General features: G+C 57.2%; 24 protein-coding genes. 7 read left to right on the top strand and 17 right to left on the bottom strand.

The features are described from left to right. Positions 1-23: 23 nt before the first annotated feature. Positions 24-767, bottom strand: coding sequence for a heme-dependent oxidative N-demethylase family protein (locus AC2FH0_RS01040; RefSeq protein ID WP_496692349.1), 744 nt, complete (start codon positions 765-767; stop codon positions 24-26). A gap of 122 nt (positions 768-889) precedes the next feature. Here AC2FH0_RS01040 and dddP point away from each other — a divergent pair, with 122 nt between their 5' ends. Beyond that, positions 890-2233 (top strand): dimethylsulfonioproprionate lyase DddP, encoded by a 1344-nt coding sequence (dddP, locus tag AC2FH0_RS01035; RefSeq protein ID WP_496788319.1) that lies wholly within the window; start codon positions 890-892, stop codon positions 2231-2233. A gap of 4 nt (positions 2234-2237) precedes the next feature. On the opposite strand, the gene AC2FH0_RS01030 is transcribed toward dddP, so the two are convergent. After that, on the bottom strand, positions 2238-2420 hold the full coding sequence (locus AC2FH0_RS01030) for a hypothetical protein (protein WP_496688461.1): 183 nt from the start codon (positions 2418-2420) through the stop codon (positions 2238-2240). A gap of 232 nt (positions 2421-2652) precedes the next feature. Between AC2FH0_RS01030 and AC2FH0_RS01025 the strand changes: the two genes are divergently transcribed. Further along, on the top strand, positions 2653-3867 hold the full coding sequence (locus AC2FH0_RS01025) for a bifunctional alpha/beta hydrolase/OsmC family protein (RefSeq protein ID WP_496788317.1): 1215 nt from the start codon (positions 2653-2655) through the stop codon (positions 3865-3867). Positions 3868-3873: 6 nt separating this feature from the next. Here the strand turns inward: AC2FH0_RS01025 and AC2FH0_RS01020 are convergent, their stop codons facing one another. The 5 genes from AC2FH0_RS01020 to AC2FH0_RS01000 all read right to left on the bottom strand — a co-directional run bounded on the left by AC2FH0_RS01020 (position 3874) and on the right by AC2FH0_RS01000 (position 6430). Continuing rightward, a complete protein-coding gene (locus AC2FH0_RS01020) occupies positions 3874-4212 on the bottom strand; it encodes a hypothetical protein (RefSeq protein WP_271947672.1) in 339 nt (112 codons plus the stop codon). A gap of 10 nt (positions 4213-4222) precedes the next feature. Next, positions 4223-4780: a hypothetical protein gene (locus AC2FH0_RS01015; protein WP_496788315.1), complete on the bottom strand. Its 558-nt coding sequence runs from the start codon at positions 4778-4780 to the stop codon at positions 4223-4225. A gap of 136 nt (positions 4781-4916) precedes the next feature. Next, a complete protein-coding gene (locus tag AC2FH0_RS01010) occupies positions 4917-5504 on the bottom strand; it encodes a biotin transporter BioY (protein WP_142633110.1) in 588 nt (195 codons plus the stop codon). 75 nt (positions 5505-5579) lie between these two features. Further along, positions 5580-6002 (bottom strand): DUF6314 family protein, encoded by a 423-nt coding sequence (locus AC2FH0_RS01005; RefSeq protein WP_496788313.1) that lies wholly within the window; start codon positions 6000-6002, stop codon positions 5580-5582. Continuing rightward, positions 5999-6430 (bottom strand): hypothetical protein, encoded by a 432-nt coding sequence (locus AC2FH0_RS01000; RefSeq protein WP_496688471.1) that lies wholly within the window; start codon positions 6428-6430, stop codon positions 5999-6001. Before AC2FH0_RS01000 ends, AC2FH0_RS01005 begins: the two co-directional genes overlap by 4 nt. Here AC2FH0_RS01000 and purB point away from each other — a divergent pair. The 4 genes from purB (at position 6421) to AC2FH0_RS00980 (ending at position 10644) form a co-directional block, all read left to right on the top strand. Beyond that, positions 6421-7725, top strand: a complete 1305-nt coding sequence (gene purB, locus AC2FH0_RS00995; protein ID WP_271947679.1) for an adenylosuccinate lyase — start codon at positions 6421-6423, stop codon at positions 7723-7725. The two genes, AC2FH0_RS01000 and purB, sit on opposite strands and share 10 nt — an antisense overlap. Before the next feature lie 182 nt (positions 7726-7907). Then, a complete protein-coding gene (locus AC2FH0_RS00990) occupies positions 7908-8453 on the top strand; it encodes a tetratricopeptide repeat protein (protein ID WP_142633104.1) in 546 nt (181 codons plus the stop codon). Between the two features lie 69 nt (positions 8454-8522). Further along, positions 8523-9614, top strand: a complete 1092-nt coding sequence (locus AC2FH0_RS00985; protein WP_496692357.1) for a flagellar motor switch protein FliG — start codon at positions 8523-8525, stop codon at positions 9612-9614. 106 nt (positions 9615-9720) lie between these two features. Then, complete coding sequence (locus tag AC2FH0_RS00980) at positions 9721-10644, top strand: lysophospholipid acyltransferase family protein (protein WP_142633100.1); 924 nt, start codon at positions 9721-9723, stop codon at positions 10642-10644. Here the strand turns inward: AC2FH0_RS00980 and AC2FH0_RS00975 are convergent, their stop codons facing one another. Beyond that, a complete protein-coding gene (locus AC2FH0_RS00975; protein ID WP_142633098.1) occupies positions 10645-11346 on the bottom strand; it encodes a DUF1223 domain-containing protein in 702 nt (233 codons plus the stop codon). Between the two features lie 227 nt (positions 11347-11573). Here AC2FH0_RS00975 and acnA point away from each other — a divergent pair, with 227 nt between their 5' ends. Next, on the top strand, positions 11574-14264 hold the full coding sequence (acnA, locus tag AC2FH0_RS00970; protein WP_496692359.1) for an aconitate hydratase AcnA: 2691 nt from the start codon (positions 11574-11576) through the stop codon (positions 14262-14264). Positions 14265-14463: 199 nt separating this feature from the next. Here the strand turns inward: acnA and AC2FH0_RS00965 are convergent, their stop codons facing one another. The 9 genes from AC2FH0_RS00965 to secD form a co-directional block, all read right to left on the bottom strand. Further along, positions 14464-15003 (bottom strand): DsbE family thiol:disulfide interchange protein, encoded by a 540-nt coding sequence (locus tag AC2FH0_RS00965; RefSeq protein WP_142633094.1) that lies wholly within the window; start codon positions 15001-15003, stop codon positions 14464-14466. After that, entirely contained in the window at positions 14996-15154 is a 159-nt protein-coding gene (gene ccmD, locus AC2FH0_RS00960) for a heme exporter protein CcmD (RefSeq protein ID WP_185956600.1), read from the bottom strand. Before ccmD ends, AC2FH0_RS00965 begins: the two co-directional genes overlap by 8 nt. Beyond that, entirely contained in the window at positions 15151-15924 is a 774-nt protein-coding gene (locus tag AC2FH0_RS00955; RefSeq protein ID WP_496788312.1) for a heme ABC transporter permease, read from the bottom strand. Before AC2FH0_RS00955 ends, ccmD begins: the two co-directional genes overlap by 4 nt. Positions 15925-15985: 61 nt before the next feature. Next, the gene (gene ccmB, locus AC2FH0_RS00950) at positions 15986-16642 is read right to left on the bottom strand and encodes a heme exporter protein CcmB (protein WP_496705895.1); all 657 of its coding nucleotides are present in this window, start codon (positions 16640-16642) and stop codon (positions 15986-15988) included. Next, positions 16639-17253, bottom strand: coding sequence for a heme ABC exporter ATP-binding protein CcmA (gene ccmA / locus AC2FH0_RS00945; protein WP_142633088.1), 615 nt, complete (start codon positions 17251-17253; stop codon positions 16639-16641). Before ccmA ends, ccmB begins: the two co-directional genes overlap by 4 nt. 113 nt (positions 17254-17366) lie before the next feature. Then, a complete protein-coding gene (locus AC2FH0_RS00940) occupies positions 17367-17720 on the bottom strand; it encodes an Mth938-like domain-containing protein (protein ID WP_142635082.1) in 354 nt (117 codons plus the stop codon). A gap of 9 nt (positions 17721-17729) precedes the next feature. Continuing rightward, a complete protein-coding gene (locus AC2FH0_RS00935) occupies positions 17730-18476 on the bottom strand; it encodes a sulfite exporter TauE/SafE family protein (protein WP_496676192.1) in 747 nt (248 codons plus the stop codon). Continuing rightward, entirely contained in the window at positions 18469-19443 is a 975-nt protein-coding gene (gene secF, locus AC2FH0_RS00930) for a protein translocase subunit SecF (protein WP_496676195.1), read from the bottom strand. Before secF ends, AC2FH0_RS00935 begins: the two co-directional genes overlap by 8 nt. A 1-nt stretch (position 19444) precedes the next feature. After that, positions 19445-21106 carry a protein translocase subunit SecD gene (gene secD, locus AC2FH0_RS00925; RefSeq protein ID WP_142633082.1) on the bottom strand — a complete coding sequence of 554 codons (1662 nt, stop codon included), beginning with the start codon at positions 21104-21106 and terminating at the stop codon, positions 19445-19447. Positions 21107-21128 lie beyond the last annotated feature (22 nt).

Genomic DNA, 21128 nt, shown 5'->3' with positions numbered 1-21128 from the left:
GACCCTCCTAGGAAGCCCCGCCGTCAGGTGGGGTTTTCTTTTTGGCGAAGGCTTCCAGCCTCAAGAACATAGGTGTGGATCGAAAAAACCACAGCCCGCGTTTTCGGCAGCCGCAACAATGTTTGCCGCTCGCTGCGCAAATAGCACGCGGCTCCGGGTGAACTGACCTCGCGCGGTTCTGTAGCGCTTCGAGGCTGATGCAGATCGGCATCCTCATACCACAGCGCATTAAACCGCCAGAGCGGCTTATCGGGCTGAATTCCATCAAACAACCGCTGGACACGGCGCGCGATGCTTTCGTCGTAGCTGTTGACCGGTACATGGATGTCGATCAGGGGACGCATTAATTTTTCTGACAGTCGCCAACTGGCTGGAAAACACAAAACCGCGCCAGTCAAAACATGTTCGTCCCCTTGCTTTTGCAAGATACAGATATCCTCCTGCACCAGTCTGCAAAGGGTTTCCATTGGGGCCTGCCGATCAATCTGGACCTTCTGCCCATCGGCTCTCGTGACGAGGTCTGAGCATCCGGGATACGCATATTGCAACACCAGGTCCAAGACTTCTTGTGCGGCGGGTTCGGCTTCGGGCGCCAGCGCAAGAACATCAGCGTGACGCTCTTTCAGCAACGCTTCCCGATATTCCATCTGGGCCGCGAACGCTTCGTCCTGATGCAACCAAGTTTCCATACTGGCGGGCTGAATACCCGGCAGCGGGCGGGGTTTCAAAGGATCATAGGGAGTAGAGGTCTGCAAAATGGTCGTCATGAGCCCGACCTAACATCGGTACTTCGACTTGTCGGTCAAAAAGCGACGGATGGCGGTCGCAAATTATCAAGACGCTGAAAGAATGCTTCTTCACGCTCGATAGACAGGCAGGGAGGGCTACTATGAACCGTCACCATAGAGATATCCGCAAGATCGACCCCACCAAAGGCACAGCGCTTGGGGACGGCACTCCCAATGATTTGGACCGGATCGAGATCGGTCCCACACAGCTGGCCTTCGCCGAATGGGAAGCCGCCGGCCTGTCCTTGCCGAACCTTGAGAGGATGCGTGAGTATAGGTGGAAACGTCTGACCAAGGCCATCGTTGATCGTGGCTATGGTGGCTTGTTGATGTTTGATCCTCTGAACATTCGATACGCCACAGACAGCACCAACATGCAGCTCTGGAACACGCATAACCCCTTCCGCGCAGTGCTGTTATGTGCCGACGGGTATATGGTGATCTGGGACTATAAAAACTCACCTTTTCTAAGCCAATTCAACCCATTAGTGAAGGAACAGCGGTCGGGCGCCGACCTGTTCTATTTCGATCGCGGCGACAAGGTCGATGTTGCCGCGGATGTACTCTCGAACGAAATGCGGGCGCTGATTGATGCGCATGGCGGCGGTAACAAGCGGCTGGCTGTGGACAAGATCATGCTGCACGGATTGCGCGCCCTTGAGGCCCAGGGGTTCGAGATCATGGAAGGCGAGGAAGTCACTGAAAAGTCCCGCGCCGTGAAAGGCCCGGACGAAATTCTGGCGATGCGTTGTGCCAATCACGCCTGCGAGACCTCGGTCGCCGAGATGGAGGCATTCGCTCGCGCCAATGTGGGAAACGGAAGAACCTCGGAAGACGACATTTGGGCCATTCTGCATGCCGAAAACATCCGGCGAGGGGGTGAGTGGATCGAAACCCGTCTGCTGGCGTCAGGCCCGCGCACCAACCCTTGGTTTCAGGAATGTGGTCCCCGGATCACGCAAAAGAATGAAATCATCGCCTTCGATACCGATTTGATCGGGTCTTACGGCATCTGCATCGATATCTCGCGCACTTGGTGGATCGGGGACGAGAAACCCCGCCCGGATATGGTCTATGCCATGCAGCACGCGCATGAGCATATCATGACAAATATGGAGATGCTGAAACCCGGCGTTATGATCCCTGAACTGACCGCCAACAGCCATAGGTTGGATAGCAAGTTTCAGGACCAGAAATACGGCTGCCTGATGCACGGCGTTGGCCTGTGTGACGAGTGGCCTCTGGTCGCCTATCCGGACAAGGCCGTCGCCGGCGCTTATGATTATCCGCTGGAACCGGGCATGGTTCTATGCGTCGAAGCTGCGGTTGGCGAGGTAGGTGGAGATTTCTCAATCAAACTCGAAGACCAGGTTCTGATCACTGAGGATGGGTATGAAAACCTGTCCACCTATTCCTTTGACCCACAGCTTATGGGGCTGGCCTGACCCCTCAGTTCGGCCAGTTTGACCGTTTGACGTTCCCATGCCAGTCCTCGATTTCGGTGCTGGCAAAAGATGTCGGCTGTGTCCAGTTCTGACCCGCGGCAAAACTGATGACCGCAGTTACGGCGATAACGATCAGTAAATCTACGCGAAGATTTGTGCCATGTGGCTGAGAAGTGAGATGTACCATTGTTGCCTCCGTGGCTGATTGTGTTCGACAGGCTCAAGATGAGGGTGGCGTTCGCTTTATTAAAGTGAATGTTTGACTGGTAATGCATCACAAAAGTTGATGAAATCTATCGCACCAGAACTCCGCCGGCCCCTGACCCAGTCTCACCTTCCCGTGACGCTTCTTACATAGGGGTTGAGACCCCTCGCTGGCGGCCACAATATTGAGGCACCTCATGACGTAAGGAACTGCCATGCCCACCGAACGCATCACCTTTGCCGGTCACGACGGCCACCAACTGGCTGCGCGCCTCGACCTGCCGGACGGGCCCGTCCTTGCTACGGCATTGTTTGCCCATTGCTTTACCTGTTCAAAAGATATCCCGGCCGCGCGCAGGATCGCAGCCCGTCTGGCAGCGATGGGTATCGCGGTATTGCGGTTTGATTTCACAGGCTTGGGTCATTCAGACGGCGAATTTGCAAACACCACCTTCACCTCGAATGTTGAGGATCTGATCGCCGCCTCACGGTATCTGGCTGGACGGAACATGTCCCCGTCTCTGCTGATCGGGCATTCTCTCGGAGGGGCAGCGGTTCTGCGCGCCCGAGCTGGTATTTCGAGTGTTAAGGCCGTTGTGACGCTGGGCGCGCCTGCCGATCCAGGGCATGTCTCGCACCATTTCGACGCCGCACTGTCGGAAATCCAACAAGAGGGATCGGCCGAGGTCACTTTGGGTGGTCGCCCGTTCCGTATTGGCAAAGCGTTCGTCGAAGATATCGCCCAATCCGCGCTAACCCCTGCGATTGCGGATTTGAAGGCCGCGCTGCTGATACTTCATGCGCCACGCGACGAAACGGTTAGTATCGACAATGCAAGCGCGATCTTTCTGGCAGCCAAACATCCCAAAAGCTTCGTGACGCTGGACGACGCTGATCACCTGATTACACGCGCGGCGGATGCGGAATATGCTGCAGATGTAATAGCGGCTTGGGTTACGCGCTATGTGGTGCTGCGCCCGCCTGCCCCACCACCGGGTGCGCCCGAAGGCGTAGTGCGGGTGACTGAGGCCGATCCCAACGGATTCCAGCAAGACATTCAGTCCGGCCCCAAGCATCATGTTGTAGCAGACGAACCGGCCTCATATGGAGGCACCGACCGCGGTATGTCGCCCTATGGCTTTGTGTCATCGGGTCTTGGAGCCTGTACTTCGATGACAATCCGGATGTATGCGCGGCGCAAGGGCTGGCCACTAACAGACATCACTGTCGATGTTTGCCATGACAAAGTCCACGCACAGGATGCGGGTCTGATCACTGACAACAAGGTCGATCTGTTCCGCCGCAAAATCCGGCTCGAGGGCCCCTTGGATCAGGATCAGCGGGCACGTCTGCTTGAAATCGCCGACAAGTGCCCTGTTCACAGGACACTTGAAGGAACAGCGAAAATCACGACGGAATTGCTGTCGTGATCCGCATCAGCGCCGCCGCGGTGACGGGCGGTGAATAGGCGGCCGGGCAACTGGTGGCCGGGCAACCGGTGGACGTGCCGGCGGCTTGGCGACAGGGGGGCGTGGGCGCGCCGGGGGCTTGGTGACCGGAGGTTTGGGTTTGACCGGAGGCTTACCCTGCGGTGGACGATTTACATCAATGTCCACATCAACGTCGTGATAATAGTCGTTCCAAAGCATCGAGTCATAGAACGGATCATATCCGTATCCCACACCAACCGTCACGCCGTCGCAGGCAGACAAGGTGATACTGGTCAAACCGAATACCAGCGCGGCGATCGACCGTTTCATCAGCTTACGAGTCATCCAAACCTCCTCACTGAAGCGACCGGAATGACGCGAATACGGCATTCAGGTCGTCCACATAGCCAGGGTCGGCGCCGTCTCTTAATACGGCCACTGCGACAGCCACGCGATCACGCGGCAAGTCAATCACTGTGGCCGTGAAATTTATCCCCCGCCGATCACGGGTGCCGGTACCGCGGATAACCCGCGCTGGCAGACCTCCGATCCGGGTTGCGACTGTTTCCGAAACGATCGGATCTTTGACCAGAAACTTGTCGATATCCTGAAGGTATCGCAGGCCACCGTCGATGGATGACACACCAGATGGCGAGACAAATCCAATCCATACGCTGTCATCCGTTACCGGTTTGATCCCCATGACCCGGGCAACCGTGCGGGGATCGTTCAGCTCGGTGTCATCGACCTCACGCGGGCCGCCAGTACGAACCGACCAAAAATCTGGTACCGCAAAGCTGAACAAGGCGCGCCCTTCATCAGTATAGGTGATCGGTGTTTCGGCTTTTGCACTCCCTGCCCCGGCGCAAACAACCGCGCAGGAAAGGGTTACAGCCCTCAATAGATTAGGCATATCTGAATAACCTGTTGTTTCTATTGCTACAGCTTGAACTGTGTCGACCGGTTTTGTCCAGCCTCTTGTTGGCGCAACAAAAAACCGCGCCGGGATCGCTCCGGGCGCGGTTCATGTCAACCAGGTTGACTGTGGTTTAGGTGCGGGCGTCGCCCACCAGCTTCCACAGGCCGGGGATCAGCAGCGCGGCCAGCGCGAGCTTGATCGCATCACCCACCAGGAATGGTGTCAGGCCCCATGCCAGGATCGGCTGGTCCCAGCCATAGAGCTGGCCCAGCCACAGCAGGCCGGGGACATAGATCAGAACGTTGGCCAGTACCAGCGCCAGCGCCATTTTCACGACCGAACGGTCCCAGCCGCGCGCGGCCAGCGTACCCAGCATCAGGGTTGCCAGCACATATCCGACTAGGTAGCCGCCTGTGCCACCCATCATGTAAGTAAGGCCGAATTTTTCAGCCGAAGAGCCCGCGAATACGTCAAAGCCCAGCGCGCCGATCAGCAGATAGCCCATCATAGTTACCAGACCCAGCCGTGCGCCATAGGCGGTGCCGATGGTCAGAACCGCAAATGTACCCATGGTGATTGGAACCGGCCACATCGGCACTTTAATCTTGGCGGCGACTGCCAAGGCAACGATGCCCAAAGCAACCAAAACCACCTGTTTGACGCGCAGCGCCGTCCCTTCACGAGGGCCAAATGCATTGGCCAATACGTTCGCATTCATGTTGTTTCTCCCTAAACGGACCGAGATTCTGCAACAGGAATGCCCTGTCAGCGCCGCATCTGCAAGATGATTACGCTACCGCAGCATGTATTCCGTATTCATTTCGTATGATTTCCGGGGGCCGGACACGGTCCAACGGACCCTCCAGCAGGGCCAGCCCGAGAAATCATAGACTGCGTCATAGCTGTCCGGCGGGCAATTATGGTGATCCGCAGCCTGCGCCTGGCCCAGCTTGAGAGCGTGGAAATAACGCCCGTCATCAAAATGCACCGCAACGCTTTCGCCCTTGTCTTGCCACAGGTATCGGCGCGTTCCCATCATCTCGGGCTGGCCCGGAATGCGCAGAGTTACCGTCTCGTCATAGATCAGACCGTCTTTGGACCTGGTGAATCGCGCAGAGCCATCGGCCAAAACCACCTGCCCGGCCCGCGCATCCCGAATGGTGCGTGACAGGCTCCAGTCCCCTTCGAAGTCGGTCAGTTCGTTTGGAAAGGTCATTCGGGATAATACCCGTCTGTGATCTCGCCTGCGCCGTCAATAAATCGAATGATGACACCGCTTTGCAGAACATCATAACACGCCCAGATATCCGAAGGCGGCCAAACCGAGCAATACTGATCGCCCTGCACGGCCCACTTTCCGGTGCTGGGACGACCCGAAAAATAATGGGTCACCCCGCTTTGGTCGAATGTTTGCCAGATGCCGTCGCCATAAGTTAGTTTTTTGCCCGACAAGGCTTCGGCAATTTCATCACCCGTCAGCGGCCAGAACTCTGTCGCTGCCGCAACACCAGGCCAAAGGGATAAAATCAGGGCAAACCGTCTCATCACCGCACTCGCGCCTTGTTCCGTAGGGCGGCTGGGTTTAAACCGCGCCGCAACGACCTCTGCCAAATCATAAAAAGGTGCCGCTGCCAATGATTCCACGTTATTCCCGCCCCGACATGGTCGCCATCTGGTCGCCCGAGACGAAGTTCCGCATCTGGTACGAGATCGAGGCCCATGCCTGTGACGCCATGGCCGATCTGGGCGTGATCCCGCGTGAAAACGCCGAGGCCGTGTGGAAGGCCAAGAATGTGGAATTCGATGTGGCCCGCATTGATGAGATTGAGGCCGTCACCAAACACGATGTCATCGCTTTTCTGACCCACTTGGCCGAGCATGTCGGAAGTGATGAGGCGCGTTTCGTGCATCAGGGCATGACCAGCTCGGACGTGCTGGATACCTGTTTCAACGTTCAACTGACCCGCGCTGCCGACATCCTGATCGCCGACCTCGAAAGTTTGCTGGCCGCTCTGAAACGCCGCGCGATCGAACATAAGGACACTGTCCGCATCGGCCGCAGCCACGGCATCCACGCCGAGCCCACCACAATGGGCCTGACATTCGCGCGCTTCTATGCCGAGATGGATCGCAACCTGTCCCGCATGCGCGACGCACGGGCCGAGATTGCAACAGGTGCGATCAGCGGCGCGGTCGGCACCTTTGCCAATATCGACCCTCAGGTCGAAGAGCATGTCTGCGACAAGCTGGGACTGGTGCCCGAACCGATCAGCACGCAGGTCATCCCCCGCGACCGCCATGCAGCGTTCTTTGCCACGTTGGGCGTGATCGCCAGCAGCATCGAAAACGTTGCCATTGAAATCCGTCACATGCAGCGGACCGAGGTTCTTGAGGGGGCCGAGTTCTTCTCGATGGGGCAGAAAGGGTCGTCGGCGATGCCGCACAAGAAGAACCCTGTACTGACCGAGAACCTGACCGGGCTGGCGCGCATGGTGCGCGCGGCGGTGATCCCGGCGATGGAGAATGTGGCGCTCTGGCACGAACGCGACATCTCACACTCCTCGGTGGAACGCATGATTGGGCCGGACGCCACGATCACACTGGATTTTGCTCTGGCTCGACTGACGGGCGTGATCGACAAAATGCTGATCTTCCCCGAGAACATGATGGAGAACATGAACAAGTTCCCCGGTCTAGTGATGAGCCAGCGGGTTCTGCTGGCGCTGACGCAGGCAGGGGTCAGCCGGGAAGAGGCTTATGCTATGGTTCAACGCAACGCGTTGAAGGTCTGGGAACACCGCACAGACTTCAAAGAAGAACTTCTGGCGGATACTGACGTGACCGCCGCGTTGAGCAAGGAGGAGATCGAAGAGAAATTCGATCTCGGCTATCACACCAAACATGTCGATACGATCTTTGCCCGGGTGTTTGGCGAGTAAAATTTCGTAAAGACTCTGCAATACTGACCCGCACAAAATTTTTGTGCGGGTTTTTCTTTGCTTGATCACGGCAGGATCATTCCCGCTTTCTAACTTGTGAATAAATTCGCGCGATCAGTTGTTAGCTTTTGTATAGAACGCGCTATGCTTATTCTGAGCAGCCCTACGAACGGAGACCAATTATGCGCCTCATCCTAGCTTCGGTTATTGCAATTCAGGCCCTTACATTTGCCCCCATGGTTCATGCCGCAGGTGGCGGCGGGGGATCGACGCCGCCAAAAACAACAAACACCACCAAGAAATGTCTGTTCGGACGGGTCTATGATGAGGCCGCGGGCAAATGCGTAAAGCCCAGCAACACCAATTTCACTCAGGATCAGCTGTACCACGCCGTGCGTGAACTGGCCTATGACGGGCAGTTCAAAAACGCCCAAGGCGTGCTGCGCGTGATGGACCAAAATGACGATCGCGTCATGACCTATTGGGGCTTTACCTATCGGAAGATGGGCAAGCTGGAACTGGCGAACCTGTTCTATGAAGGTGCAATTAACGCAAATCCCGACAATATCCTGGCACGTTCCTATATGGCGCAAGGCTTTGTCGCCGAGGGTAAAACTGATCTGGCGATTGCGCAGTGGCGTGAAATCAAAGCACGTGGCGGCGAAGGAACCTGGGCAGAGGTTTCCCTGCGCGAGGCGATCCGCACCGGACTGACCTACAACTACTAAGCTTCAGCCTTTCTTTACCCGACTCTCTGTAATCTGCCTGTGGAACAGGAACTTTGGCACCGCAGGCAGATGCAGAACACAAACACATTGGTACAGGTGGCCCCGGGGGCTTCTGCCCAGCTGGCCAAAGAAAACGATGACGACCTTCGCTTGGTGGCCCGCAGCCTCAGCAGCCGACAAAAGGCGGCGGTGGTTGTGCGTCTCTTGCTGAATGATGGGGCGGACATTCCGCTGGAAGAGCTCCCCGACGATTTACAGGAAAAGCTAACCCACCAACTGGGCAAAATGGGCCTTGTCGACCGGGTTACCTTGGACGCAGTTGCCGGTGAATTTGCAGATGCGCTGGACAGTGTTGGCCTGTCCTTTCCACATGGTCTGGCGGGCGCTTTGGATGTGGTGAACGGCAAAATCGCCCCGGCAACTGCGGCGCGTTTGCGTAAAGTGGCCGGCATACGCCAGATCGGCGATCCTTGGCAGCGATTGCGAGAGATCCCTACAGAAGATCTGGCCGAAATGGCGCAGGCCGAAAGCACTGAGATTGCGGCCGTGATGCTATCGAAACTTGAAACCGCCAAAGCTGCGCAACTGCTAGGGCACCTTCCCGGCCCAGTTGCTCGGCGTATTACCTATGCGGTTTCGAAAACAGCAAATGTCAGCCCAGAGGCCGTCGAGCGGATCGGATGGTCGCTGGCGGCTCAGATGGATCAGCGCCCTGCCACAGCGTTTGCCGACGGACCGGGTGCCCGCGTTGGCGCGATACTGAATCAGTCCGCTGCCTCGACCCGGGACGGCCTGCTGAGCGCATTAGAAGAAGAAGACGCCGATTTTGCCACCATAGTTCGCCAATCCATTTTTACCTTCGCCCATATTCCGTCTCGCATTCTGCCCCGCGATGTACCGACCATTCTACGCGGTGTGGAACAACCCGTCCTGGTTACAGCGCTCGCCGGTGCAGAAACGGAAGGAGACAGGGCATCGGTTGACTACCTGTTGTCCAACATGTCGTCGCGTATGGCCGAAAACCTGCGCGAAGAAATGGATGAGGTCGGAAAAATCAAACAACCCGATGCCGAGGAGGCGATGACCCAGATCATTGGCGCCATCCGGACACTTGTCGATGAGGGAACCATCACGCTCCGGGATGATGACGGTGACGAATAAAGAGAGTAAGCGCGCCTAAATCTCTGGCCGAGCAGAAAGCTTGTGGTTACCGCGATCGGCTTGTATGTCTGACCCGGCAATTCACAACAGACGCCGAGACCTTCTGATGCCCGTTGAAAAGTCTGAACTAAGCAGGTCCGAGCTTGGCAAATACTATGTATCCGGCATGTTCCTGAAAGGCGTTATCAAAGCGTTACGGTTGCTGCCCTATGAGACACGCATTGCCACAATGGGCGCCATAGCGAGAAACCTTGCACCGTTGGTCGGGTTCTCGAAAAGAGTACGCAGCAATCTGAAACTCACCTGCCCGGACCTGACTGAATCCGAAGTGAAACGCATCTGCAAGGCCGTTCCTGACAACGCCGGGCGCGCGATCATGGAGCACTTCTCGCCCGAGGATTTCACAGAACGCCAACGCTTTGCCAAAGTCACGGGTACGGGTCTTGCCGCCTTTGATTCCGCCTTGGCGGAGGGGCGACCTGTGATGATGATCACTGCGCATTTCGGCCATTACCTGGCCGCGCGTATCGCCCTTCAAGAACGCAGCGGTCAGCCTATTGGCTGCCTCTACCGTCGAATGGCGAACCCCTACTTCAACGACATGTATGTCGATGCGTTCTACAAAACCGGCGCCCCGATGTTCGAACAAGGCCGTCGCGGGATGGTCGAAATGGTGCGGACACTCAAAAAAGGCGGGATCATCGCTATTGTGTCAGACCTGCACGCACATGGCGGGGAAGAGCTGACTTTTTTCGGCAAACCGGCCGTGACGTCGGTTTTGAATGCTGAACTGGCAATGAAATACAAAGCCGTCCTGATTCCGTGCTATGCGGTGCGTCAGCCCAATGGGGTTGATTTCGAAATCATCCTGCACGAACCGGTCCCACATACGGATCCAAAGACGATGACCCAGTTCACCAATGATGACCTCGAGGCGGTTGTCCGACAGCATATGGGTCAGTGGTTCTGGATTCATCGTCGCTGGAAAACCTGGAACGGGCTAGGCGTCCAAGCCAAAGACATGCCCTGATCAGCGAACGCGTGCTGCCGCAATAATCGGCCCATGGCCAACCCCTTGCACCAACACAACGGCCGGCAAATCTGACGTCAAAGATACCTTATAGGTCTTAGGCGCTGTCCCGTCCCATTGCCCGGCTACTGTCCAGGCCTCGACCACATTGGCATAATCCAGTTCTTGTCCGGCCAACTCTCCGCGCCGGATCGAGGCATGGCGCATCGGCGTGTATTGCACCACCCGGATGTCATAGACCTGATCCGGTGGCAAACTGATCGAGGAAACGTCGACAGTTACGTTATCTCCTGTACGCGAGGCCGAAACCGACGCCAGCGGAGCGGCCTTGGAATGGTCGCCTATCAGGTAATCCAGCTTTGCCGTATCTGCCCCTACAATATCCTGCTGACCATTCACTACCATCTGAGGCGTATAGATCACCGTACGCCCGGAATTTCCGGCATAGCTGCGCTGACGCTCAGTATGGGTGGGGTCGGCATATTCATCCTCCCATCCGATATAGTCCCAATAATCCACATGCAGCGCCAACCCGATGACGTCATCCCGATTGGCCAGATCGTGCATGATCCGGTCAGCCGGGGGGCAGGACGAACATCCTTGCGAGGTGAACAGCTCCACCACTACGGGTCCGCTTTCTGCAATGGCCGAAGTAGCCAGGAACAGGGACGCCAACGCGGTTGCGGTTGCAGATTTGAACATGTTTGCTCTCGGGTTTCATGGGGTGCATTACTGGTTTAGACGGAACGCTGATCAAGCACCAATCAAGGTTTCTTGAGACCGGTGACACAAGGTTTTCGCAAAAATGTGTGCAATGGTATACAAAAATTGCCGCACCTGGTCTGTTGGACCTTGAACCGCGCGCTTGGGTGATGCAGATAGCCCTCAGCGAATCCCATATTCCACGTCATTTGAGAGGGAGGCCACAGATGCCCATCAAAGTCGGACAGGATACCGCCAAGACACGCCGCAGCCTGAGCGTGAATGGCAAGTCCATCTCGTATTACTCGATCCCCGCCGCGCAAGAGGCCGGCCTGGGTGATTTCTCGAAATTACCCGCCGCCCTGAAGGTGGTGTTGGAAAACATGTTGCGGTTCGAAGATGACGGATTTTCCGTCTCGGTCGACGACATCAAGGCGTTTGCCGAATGGGGCGCCAAAGGTGGCAAGAACCCCCGCGAGATCGCCTATCGCCCTGCCCGCGTGCTGATGCAGGATTTCACCGGCGTTCCGGCGGTGGTCGATCTGGCCGCCATGCGCGATGGTATCAAGGCTCTGGGCGGCGACGCGCAGAAGATCAACCCGTTGAACCCCGTTGATCTGGTCATCGACCACTCGGTCATGATTGACGAATTCGGCAACCCGCGCGCGTTCCAGATGAACGTTGACCGCGAATACGAACGCAACATGGAACGGTATCAGTTCCTGAAATGGGGTCAGGGTGCCTTCAACAACTTCCGCGTTGTGCCCCCCGGAACCGGGATCTGTCACCAGGTGAACCTGGAATATCTGGCGCAGACCGTCTGGACCGACACGGATCAGAACGGGGATGAGGTTGCCTATCCCGACACGCTGGTCGGCACTGACAGCCACACCACCATGGTCAACGGCATGGCCGTTCTGGGCTGGGGCGTCGGCGGGATCGAGGCCGAAGCCGCTATGCTGGGTCAGCCGATCTCGATGCTGATCCCCGAGGTTGTCGGCTTTGAGCTGACCGGAGATCTGGTTGAAGGCACCACCGGCACCGATCTGGTTCTGAAGGTCGTCGAAATGCTGCGCGCAAAGGGTGTTGTGGGCAAATTCGTCGAATTCTTCGGCGAAGGTCTGGACCGTCTGCCGCTGGCCGACCGGGCAACCATTGCCAACATGGCCCCGGAATACGGCGCGACATGTGGTTTCTTCCCGATTGACGGTGAAACGCTGCGCTATCTGCGTAACACCGGTCGTGACGAAGATCGCATCGCGCTGGTCGAAGCCTATGCCAAGGAAAACGGCTTCTGGCGCGACGCAGATTACGCGCCGATCTACACCGACACCCTGTCGCTGGACATGCGCACCATCGTTCCCGCGATCTCGGGCCCGAAGCGACCCCAGGATTATGTTGCTCTGACCGGTGCCAAGGCGGCGTTCACCAGGGAAATGGCCGATACGTTCAAGCGACCCATGGGCAAGGAAGTCGCCGTCAAAGGCGAAGACTATACCCTAGAATCCGGTAAAGTTGTGATCGCATCGATCACCTCCTGCACCAACACCTCGAACCCATATGTGATGATCGGCGCTGGTCTGGTGGCCCGCAAAGCCGCGGCCTTGGGCCTGAACCGTCAGCCCTGGGTCAAGACCTCGCTGGCACCGGGATCGCAGGTTGTATCTGCCTATCTTGAGGCCGCTGGCCTGCAGGAAGATCTGGACAAGATCGGGTTTAACCTTGTTGGGTATGGCTGCACGACCTGTATCGGCAACTCGGGTCCGATCCAGAAAGAGCTCTCTGAGGCGATTGCCGAGGGCGATTTGGTAGCCACGTCGGTCTTGTCGGGTAACCGCAACTTCGAAGGCCGTATCAGCCCGGACGTCCGCGCCAACTATCTGGCCTCACCGCCGCTGGTCGTGGTCTATGCGCTGGCCGGTACGATGGATATCGACCTGACGTCCGAGCCGATTGGCCAGGACAAGGACGGCAACGATGTCTTCATGAAAGACATCTGGCCAACCCAGCAAGAAGTTGCGGAATTGGTCGAACAGACGGTCACCCGTGAGGCGTTCCTGTCGAAATATGCAGACGTCTTCAAAGGCGACGAGAAATGGCAAGCGGTCGATACCACCGATGCCGAAACCTATGACTGGCCACCGACCTCGACCTATATCCAGAACCCGCCCTACTTCCAGGGCATGGGGACCGAGCCGGGCACAATTTCGAACATCGAAGACGCTAAGGTTCTGGCCATTCTGGGCGATATGGTCACCACTGACCATATCTCGCCTGCAGGCTCGTTTGCCACGACAACACCGGCTGGCAAGTATCTGACCGACCGTCAGGTTCAACCGCGCGAGTTCAACTCTTACGGGTCGCGCCGTGGCAACCACGAGGTCATGATGCGCGGCACCTTTGCCAATATCCGCATCAAGAACGAGATGCTGGACAGCGTCGAAGGTGGTTACACCAAAGGCCCCGATGGCGAGCAGACTTCAATCTATGACGCGTCGATGGCCTATCAGGAACAGGGCACGCCGCTGGTTGTATTCGGTGGCGAGCAATACGGCGCCGGATCGTCGCGCGACTGGGCGGCCAAAGGCACAGCTCTGCTGGGTGTCAAAGCGGTGATCGCCGAAAGCTTTGAGCGTATCCACCGCTCGAACCTGGTTGGCATGGGCGTTGTACCGTTCGAATTCACCGGTGGCGACTCGCGCAAAACGCTGGGCTTGAAGGGTGATGAAACCGTCTCGATCCACGGTCTGGATACGATCCAGCCGCTGCAGGAGGTGCCCTGCACCATCACCTACGGTGACGGTTCTGAGAAAACCATAACCCTTAAGTGCCGCATCGATACCGCGCCCGAAATCGAATATATCGAAAACGGTGGCGTGCTGCATTACGTGCTGCGGAACCTGGCCAAGGCCGACTAAGATCTCTGAGCAAACTAAAAAGGGCGCCCGGTCGGGCGCCCTTTTTACGTTCCATTTGCGCCAGGATGCTGTGCCTGGCTTTTTCACCGACCTCCCACTTGGTTCTGCCCAACCAGAGGGGCTACGGTGACAGCACCAAGATGGATGAGTGTGACCAGATCATTCAGAAGACTGGTGTTTCTTCCCTCACCCTGCCGCGTTAATCGGCCTTAGCCTTTTCCAAAGCGGGCCGAATAGTTCCTTCGATGACGCGCTGGGTAATCGGCCCAGCAAAGCGCAGGATAATGGTTCCGTCGCCGTCGACCACATAGGTTTCCGGTACGCCGTAAACGCCCCAGTCCAGCGCCATGCGTCCCTGTTCATCCCGGCCGATACCCGTATAGGGATCACCAAGTTCGTTCAGGAATGCCTCGGCATTTTCCAGCTTGTCCTTATAATTGATACCGTAGACAGGAATGCCTTCATCCGACAGGGCCTGCAGGTTCGGGTGTTCTACCCGGCAGGGCGCGCACCAACTGGCCCAATAATTCACAAGCTTGATCTGTCCATCGCGCAACGTTGCATCGTCAAATTGTGGCTTGCCTGCAAAATCTGTTAATACAACCGGTGGCGCGGTTTGGCCCTCACGGGCCGAGGGCAAAGCGTTTGGATCATCACGGAACATGCCAATACCGGCAAGTACAGCAAAGGCACCAAATATCAACGGAGGCGCAATCATCAGGGGCGAGATCTTAGCCATTGCGCTTTATCCTCTGTTCAACTTTTTCCAATTCAGCCTGGCTCTTGCGGCCCCGCATCACGCTGACCAGAACCAGCGCCAGCAAAAGCCCGATGGAAACCACATAGGACCAGAGCACCGTATCGGCATATTTTCCAAGATCAGGGATCATCCGTTTGCCCTTTCCCGCGCCAGCAGAGTCTTGGTCCGACGCGTGCGAATTTCAGTACCCGTGCGGTAAAGTACCAAGGCGATGAACAACAACACGAACCCGATAATGCAGAGCAGCAGAGGATAGAAATAGATATTGCTGACCTTCTCTTCGGTATCAGCTCCGGTCACGGCACCAGCCCGCAGGACAGAAGCGCCCTGATGCAGCCCCTGATTCCAGAAATTCACCGCATAACGGCTGAGGATAGCAAAGACCGACCCCACCAGACACAGGATCGAGGTCAGATCGGCAGCCGTATCAGGGTCTTCGATCGCCTCCCACAAGGCGACATAGCCCAAATAGAAGAGGAACAGGATCAGGAATGAGGTCAGACGTGGATCCCAGGCCCACCAGGTGCCCCACATGGGCTGCCCCCAAATCGCCCCGGTTGCCAACGCAATCAATGTCATCACGATGCCCACAGGTGCGGCCGCGCGCGCAGCCAGCGCACTGACATGATGACGGCGAACAAGCCAAACCAGAGAGGTCGCCAGCATCATAAGCCAGCAGTTAATCGCCATCAGCGCGGCGGGCACATGCAGGTAAATGATCTTGACGGTCGATCCCTGCTTGTAATCATCGGGTGTGAAGAAAAATCCCCACACCAGACCAATGACGATGCAAACCAAAGCCGCGCCCCAGAAGAACGGCATCACCCGTTCACTGGTGGCAAGAAACTTGCGCGGATTGGCATATTCCCAGAGGGTATTGGCTTTGGCTGCGATAGACATGGGCCTTATCTAGTCCGAGTCGGGTTCATTCTCAATTGACATCCGTCAAAGTTACACTGTGTCACCGTAGGTTAATGCGCAACACGGCGGCGCTGGCAAAAGGTAACAGGGCAATCGTCGCCGCAGTGATCCCAGCCAGCATCAACAAGGGTGTCTGCGTTTCCATTCCGGTTGCGCCGCGGCGCGCGACCTCGGCCCCGAAGATCAATGTCGGTACATAAAGAGGCAGCACAAGAAGCGACAGCAGCAATCCGCCGCGTTTCAAGCCGACCGTAAGAGCGGCGCCAAAGGTTCCGATGACGCTCATCGCGGGCGTGCCAATCAAAAGTGAGGCGACAAGCCAGAAAAAGCCGGGCAAAGGCAGATTAAGCAGAACGCCCAGGAAGGGCGCGGCCAGAACCAGTGGCAAGCCCGTAGTCAGCCAATGCGCCAAAGACTTGATCGTTACGACCGCTTCTAACGGCAGGGGCGCCGTCGCCAATAGGTCGAGCGAGCCGTCCTCCCAATCCAGCGCAAGTAGCCGGTCAAGTGACAGAAGGCAGGCCAAAAGTGCCCCCAGCCATAGCACGCCAGGTGCAATCGTGGACAACAACGCGGATTGCGGGCCAACTGAAAAAGGCACCAGCACGGTGACGATAAGAAAAAACGCCAGGCCAAGGCCAAACCCTCCGCCCGCACGGAAGGCCAGTCTCAAATCACGTAAAAGCAGGGCGATCACAGGAAACCTCCGTCGAGATCATCGACAGGTTTCGGTTTAGCCTTGTAGGGCCCCACATCCAGGACCTCTCCGTCAAGACCAAGGTCGATATGGGTGGCAATCAGGGCAGACCCACCCTGCCCCAGATGCGCGCGCACCGCGTCAGCAAACATCTGCACTGCATTCTTATCCAGCGACACAGTGGGTTCATCCAACATCCAGATCGGTCGTTCGGTGACCAACATCCGCGCCAACCCCAATCGACGTTTCTGGCCTGCCGACAGATTGCCTGCATGGCGATCCGACAGCTCAGTCAAAGCAAACGCGTCCAGGGCCGGTTGAATGCTGTGACTGCCGAAGACCTGCGCCCAGAACGACAGGTTTTCCACCACGGTCAGAGTCGGCTTGAGTCCGTCGGAATGTGAGGCATAGGCGATCCGGTCCTCAGCCCCGTCGATCTGCCCCTCAAGCGGAGGCTGCAGGCCTGCCAGCGTTCGCAGCAGCGTTGTTTTACCGATCCCGTTCGGCCCGCGCAGGATAAGCGCCTTTCCGGGCTCCAGCGAAAAGCTGAGATTTTCCAGCACAGGAACGCCCCCTCGGGCGATCGACAGGTCGGTCACGGTCAATGTCATGAATCCCGCTTATCCTATTGCCGTCAGAGGCAAAAGGCGGGATTTGCCGCAGCATACCCACAGCAACGTATTTGGGTGGCATCTTAGCGCAAGGCCAGAGGAAAAGAATCCGATCAGACCGGTAGCAGCGCCAGCGCAATACGGCGCCCTTCGGATAACAGGATATTGTATGTGCGGCACGCGGACGGAGAGTTCATGATCTCAACCCCGATCCCCGAATCTTCCAAGGCGGCGCGCAGATCAGAAGGAATATGGGCCAGCTCAGCGCCGGTTCCGATAAACAGCACATCGACCTGACCCGCCAATTTCAACAGACCATCCCTGTCGTCGTACCCGCCCCATTTCGCTGATCCTGCCGGGCCGGTCAGCACCGACCCGTCATAGACCTGACCACCGATGCGGAAAAACCCAGGACCATATCCGTCAACAGGGGCCGCATTGTCATAAGAGATTTCATTCATACGCATAGGAGGCATCTAGCCCCAAAGCGGTAAGCCCGACAAGGCTGCAAGCGCTATCGCCAGATACGCTGCGGCACGATACAGCTTTTCCCGCTCGGGCCGGAACATCCAACCACCCAGCCAATTACCAGCCAGATTGGGGACCGCCAGAGCCAGACCCAATATCACAGCAGGCAGCGTGATACGGTCCATGCCAGTCAGGTACCCGAGCAGCAGAAAATCAAAGGCGAACAGGTATAACAGGATCGTCGCACGGATCACGGCCACGGGCAGAGGTCGAGACATATAGAACAAGATAACGGCCGGTCCCGGCAGGCCCGCGACACCGCCCAAAAACCCACCAGCGCCTCCTATTCCCAAAACCATTTTGCGGCTGACATGACCGTGATAGCGCAGACCGAACACCAGAATAGCCAGCATAAGAAACGCCAACAGGCTAACGGTATAGCGAAATACATGTGGATCGACCGTGGTCAGCAACCACAGCCCCAATGGCAGAGCGAGTGCGCACCCTCCCACCAGACGGACCAGATCACCCCTGTCGACCTCGCGCCAGGCCCGGCGAAGGTTGGGCAGCGGGCCCAGAATATCCATGATTGTCAGGCAGGTCAGCGCCTTGAAAGGATCAAGGAATGGGGTTGCGATAGGCAGGAAAATCAGGGCGGTTCCAAATCCGGAAAAGCCGCGCACTACACCGCCAAGAAAGGCAGCAAATACTATGATGGCCAGCCCTGTGGGGGACTGGCCAAAATACTCAGGCATCGATGTTGGCAAACTGGTTGCCAGAAGTGTTTGATGGCTTGGACCAGTCGCGCTTGACGCCCAGCCACAGCAGGATGGTTGATGCCACAAAGACGGACGAATAGGTACCTACGATCACACCCCAGATCATAGCAAAGACAAACCCGCGGATCACATCCCCGCCCAGAACATAGAGCGAAATCAACGCCAGCAAGGTGGTGACAGAGGTCATGACTGTCCGGCTGAGCGTTTCGTTGATCGAAAGGTTCAGAACCTCTTTCAGGTCCTTCTTCTTGTACTTCCGCAAGTTCTCGCGCACCCGGTCGAACACGACCACCGTATCATTCAACGAATAGCCCACGATGGTCAGCAGCGCAGCGATGATCGCCAAATCAAAGCGGATCTGCAGTTCGGAAAAGATGCCGATAGTCAGGATGACGTCATGCACCAGCGCAGCGACAGCCCCCAGCGCAAACTGCCATTCAAACCGCAGCCAGATGTAGACAAGCACCGCCCCAATGGCGAGCACCACCGCGATCACGGCGGTCTGGATAAGCTCTCCCGAGACTTTGGGTCCAACAGATTCGACGCTTTCGAAGGGCAGTTTCAACCCAGGGTCCGCTGCGGCAAGAGCTTCACCAATTTGTTTAATCGTGGCCGCATTGACAGCCTCAGCATCATCCTGCGCCTGAATGCGGATCATCGCGACATGTTGATCTGGCCCGAAGCTCGGATCGAAAATCTCGGTGATCGTCACGTCGCCAAGTCCAAGCGGCGCAATAGCGTCACGATATGTGCCGACATCGATTTCCTGCGCGCTTTGGGTCCGAATGGTGGTCCCTCCACGGAAATCAATGCCGAAGTTCAGGCCCTGCAGCATGAAGGACGTAAACGCGACAATCATCATCAAGGCCGAGATACCCAGCCAGATCTTCCAACGACTGAAGAAATCGAACGAGGTATTCTGGGGTACGAGTTTCAGTCTCATGTCAAACCTCGATCGTTTTCGGACGGCGGCGTTCGAACCAAATCACGATCATCAGGCGCGTCACGAAGATCGCGGTGAAGACCGAGGTCAGAATACCCAGACCCAAAGTGATTGCGAACCCGCGCACTGGCCCGCTGCCCATAGCAAACAGGATTACAGCGGTAATGAAGGTGGTCACGTTGGCGTCCAGAATGGCCGACAGCGCTTTTTCATAACCCAGCTCAATCGCGCGGGCAGGACCTTTGGCAGATTTCAGTTCCTCTCGGATACGCTCGAAGATCAGTACGTTGGCATCCACCGCCATACCTACCGTCAGAACGATCCCCGCGATCCCAGGCAGGGTCAACGTCGCCCCAATCAGGGAAAGCAGACCGAACAACAGGCCAACGTTGATGATCAGCGCAATATTGGCGAAGATACCAAACAGGCCATAGCTGAGCGCCATGAATGTCAGCACCGCGACAAAGGCCACGATGGTTGCCACCTTACCCGCGTCGATACTGTCCTGGCCCAGCTCGGGACCGATGGTTCTTTCTTCCAGAAACTCCAGCCCGGCGGGCAGTGCCCCTGCGCGCAACAGGACAGCCAGATTTGTACTTTCCTCAACGGTGAAATTACCGGTGATGATACCAGACCCACCGGGGATATGACTTTGGATCACCGGGGCTGAGATCACTTCGTCATCCAGTACGATGGCAAAGGGTGCCCCGATGTTTTCCAGCGTGTAATCACCAAATTTGCGCGCGCCTGAGGTGTTAAAGCGGAAACTCACCGCCGGGCGGCCATTCTGGTCAAACGCGGGCTGCGCATCGACCAGTTCCTCGCCCGTTACAACAGGCGCGGCATCCAACGTGTAATAGACGCCATTTTCGTCAATCGACGGCACCACCTCTTCGCCAACGCCCGCTACCGCATCGGGGTCGGTTCCGCGCCCAACGACGGGGTTAAAGGTCAGTTGCGCGGTCGTGCCGATGATCTCTTTCAACTCTCCTGCGCTGCCGATACCTGGCACCTGGATCAGGATACGGTCGGTGCCTTGCCTTTGGATGGTCGGCTCGCGGGTGCCCACCTCGTCAATCCGGCGGCGAATGATTTCCAGCGATTGACGCACGGTGCGGTCGTCTGAGGCCAGCTTCTCGGCCTCAGAAAGTTGCACAATGATCGTATCACCTTCGGCGCGAGCCTCGATATCCGTGGCCCCTACACCGCTGAGGGTCTGCACCTGACGGGCCAGACCGCGGACAACCTCCAGCGCGCGGGACATGCCCTCGGGCTGACTGATGCGAAGGCGAATCTCAGCAGGCGCCGAGTCCTGGCGACGGATGGTGCCCACAGTGGCACGTTCATCCCGCAGCGCATCCCGGATTTCCGGCCACATCGCATCCATGCGGGATTCGTAGACGTCACCCACCCGAACTTCGGCCAAAAGATGCGCGCCTCCACGCAGATCCAGCCCTAGATTGACCAGCGAAGACGGCAGCCAGTTCGGCCATTGCGCCGCCTCGGCCTGCATTTCAGGAGTGTCGACGCCAAGCTCAATCGCCGCCTTGGCGTCATTGGATTGTTCAACGCGCGTATAAAACGCATTCGGCAGGGCCATCAGCAAGCCAGTCACGCAGACCAGCCAGATCAGAACCCGCTTCCAGGTATCAATTTGCAGCATTACCCTGCCTTTTCAAGGGATT

The sequence above is a fragment of the Ruegeria sp. CDSC051 genome (assembly GCF_059610665.1).
Note: the sequence above shows the minus strand (reverse complement) of the source record. Positions and strands in the feature narration are given on the sequence as shown.

Bases quoted from the DNA above. Each gene is read 5' to 3' on its own strand.
- acnA (WP_496692359.1), top strand. From the start codon at position 11,574: ATGCCCATCAAAGTCGGACAGGATACCGCCAAGACACGCCGCAGCCTG.
- AC2FH0_RS00980 (WP_142633100.1), top strand. From the start codon at position 9,721: ATGCCCGTTGAAAAGTCTGAACTAAGCAGGTCCGAGCTTGGCAAATAC.
- AC2FH0_RS00985 (WP_496692357.1), top strand. From the start codon at position 8,523: ATGCAGAACACAAACACATTGGTACAGGTGGCCCCGGGGGCTTCTGCC.
- AC2FH0_RS01020 (WP_271947672.1), bottom strand. From the start codon at position 4,212: ATGACTCGTAAGCTGATGAAACGGTCGATCGCCGCGCTGGTATTCGGT.
- AC2FH0_RS01040 (WP_496692349.1), bottom strand. From the start codon at position 767: ATGACGACCATTTTGCAGACCTCTACTCCCTATGATCCTTTGAAACCC.
- ccmA (WP_142633088.1), bottom strand. From the start codon at position 17,253: ATGACATTGACCGTGACCGACCTGTCGATCGCCCGAGGGGGCGTTCCT.
- AC2FH0_RS00965 (WP_142633094.1), bottom strand. From the start codon at position 15,003: ATGGCTAAGATCTCGCCCCTGATGATTGCGCCTCCGTTGATATTTGGT.
- secF (WP_496676195.1), bottom strand. From the start codon at position 19,443: ATGAGACTGAAACTCGTACCCCAGAATACCTCGTTCGATTTCTTCAGT.
- AC2FH0_RS00975 (WP_142633098.1), bottom strand. From the start codon at position 11,346: ATGTTCAAATCTGCAACCGCAACCGCGTTGGCGTCCCTGTTCCTGGCT.
- AC2FH0_RS01025 (WP_496788317.1), top strand. From the start codon at position 2,653: ATGCCCACCGAACGCATCACCTTTGCCGGTCACGACGGCCACCAACTG.
- purB (WP_271947679.1), top strand. From the start codon at position 6,421: ATGATTCCACGTTATTCCCGCCCCGACATGGTCGCCATCTGGTCGCCC.
- AC2FH0_RS00935 (WP_496676192.1), bottom strand. From the start codon at position 18,476: ATGCCTGAGTATTTTGGCCAGTCCCCCACAGGGCTGGCCATCATAGTA.
- AC2FH0_RS01015 (WP_496788315.1), bottom strand. From the start codon at position 4,780: ATGCCTAATCTATTGAGGGCTGTAACCCTTTCCTGCGCGGTTGTTTGC.
- AC2FH0_RS00940 (WP_142635082.1), bottom strand. From the start codon at position 17,720: ATGCGTATGAATGAAATCTCTTATGACAATGCGGCCCCTGTTGACGGA.
- AC2FH0_RS01005 (WP_496788313.1), bottom strand. From the start codon at position 6,002: ATGACCTTTCCAAACGAACTGACCGACTTCGAAGGGGACTGGAGCCTG.
- AC2FH0_RS01010 (WP_142633110.1), bottom strand. From the start codon at position 5,504: ATGAATGCGAACGTATTGGCCAATGCATTTGGCCCTCGTGAAGGGACG.
- ccmD (WP_185956600.1), bottom strand. From the start codon at position 15,154: ATGATCCCTGATCTTGGAAAATATGCCGATACGGTGCTCTGGTCCTAT.
- dddP (WP_496788319.1), top strand. From the start codon at position 890: ATGAACCGTCACCATAGAGATATCCGCAAGATCGACCCCACCAAAGGC.
- secD (WP_142633082.1), bottom strand. From the start codon at position 21,106: ATGCTGCAAATTGATACCTGGAAGCGGGTTCTGATCTGGCTGGTCTGC.
- AC2FH0_RS01030 (WP_496688461.1), bottom strand. From the start codon at position 2,420: ATGGTACATCTCACTTCTCAGCCACATGGCACAAATCTTCGCGTAGAT.
- AC2FH0_RS00955 (WP_496788312.1), bottom strand. From the start codon at position 15,924: ATGTCTATCGCAGCCAAAGCCAATACCCTCTGGGAATATGCCAATCCG.
- AC2FH0_RS00990 (WP_142633104.1), top strand. From the start codon at position 7,908: ATGCGCCTCATCCTAGCTTCGGTTATTGCAATTCAGGCCCTTACATTT.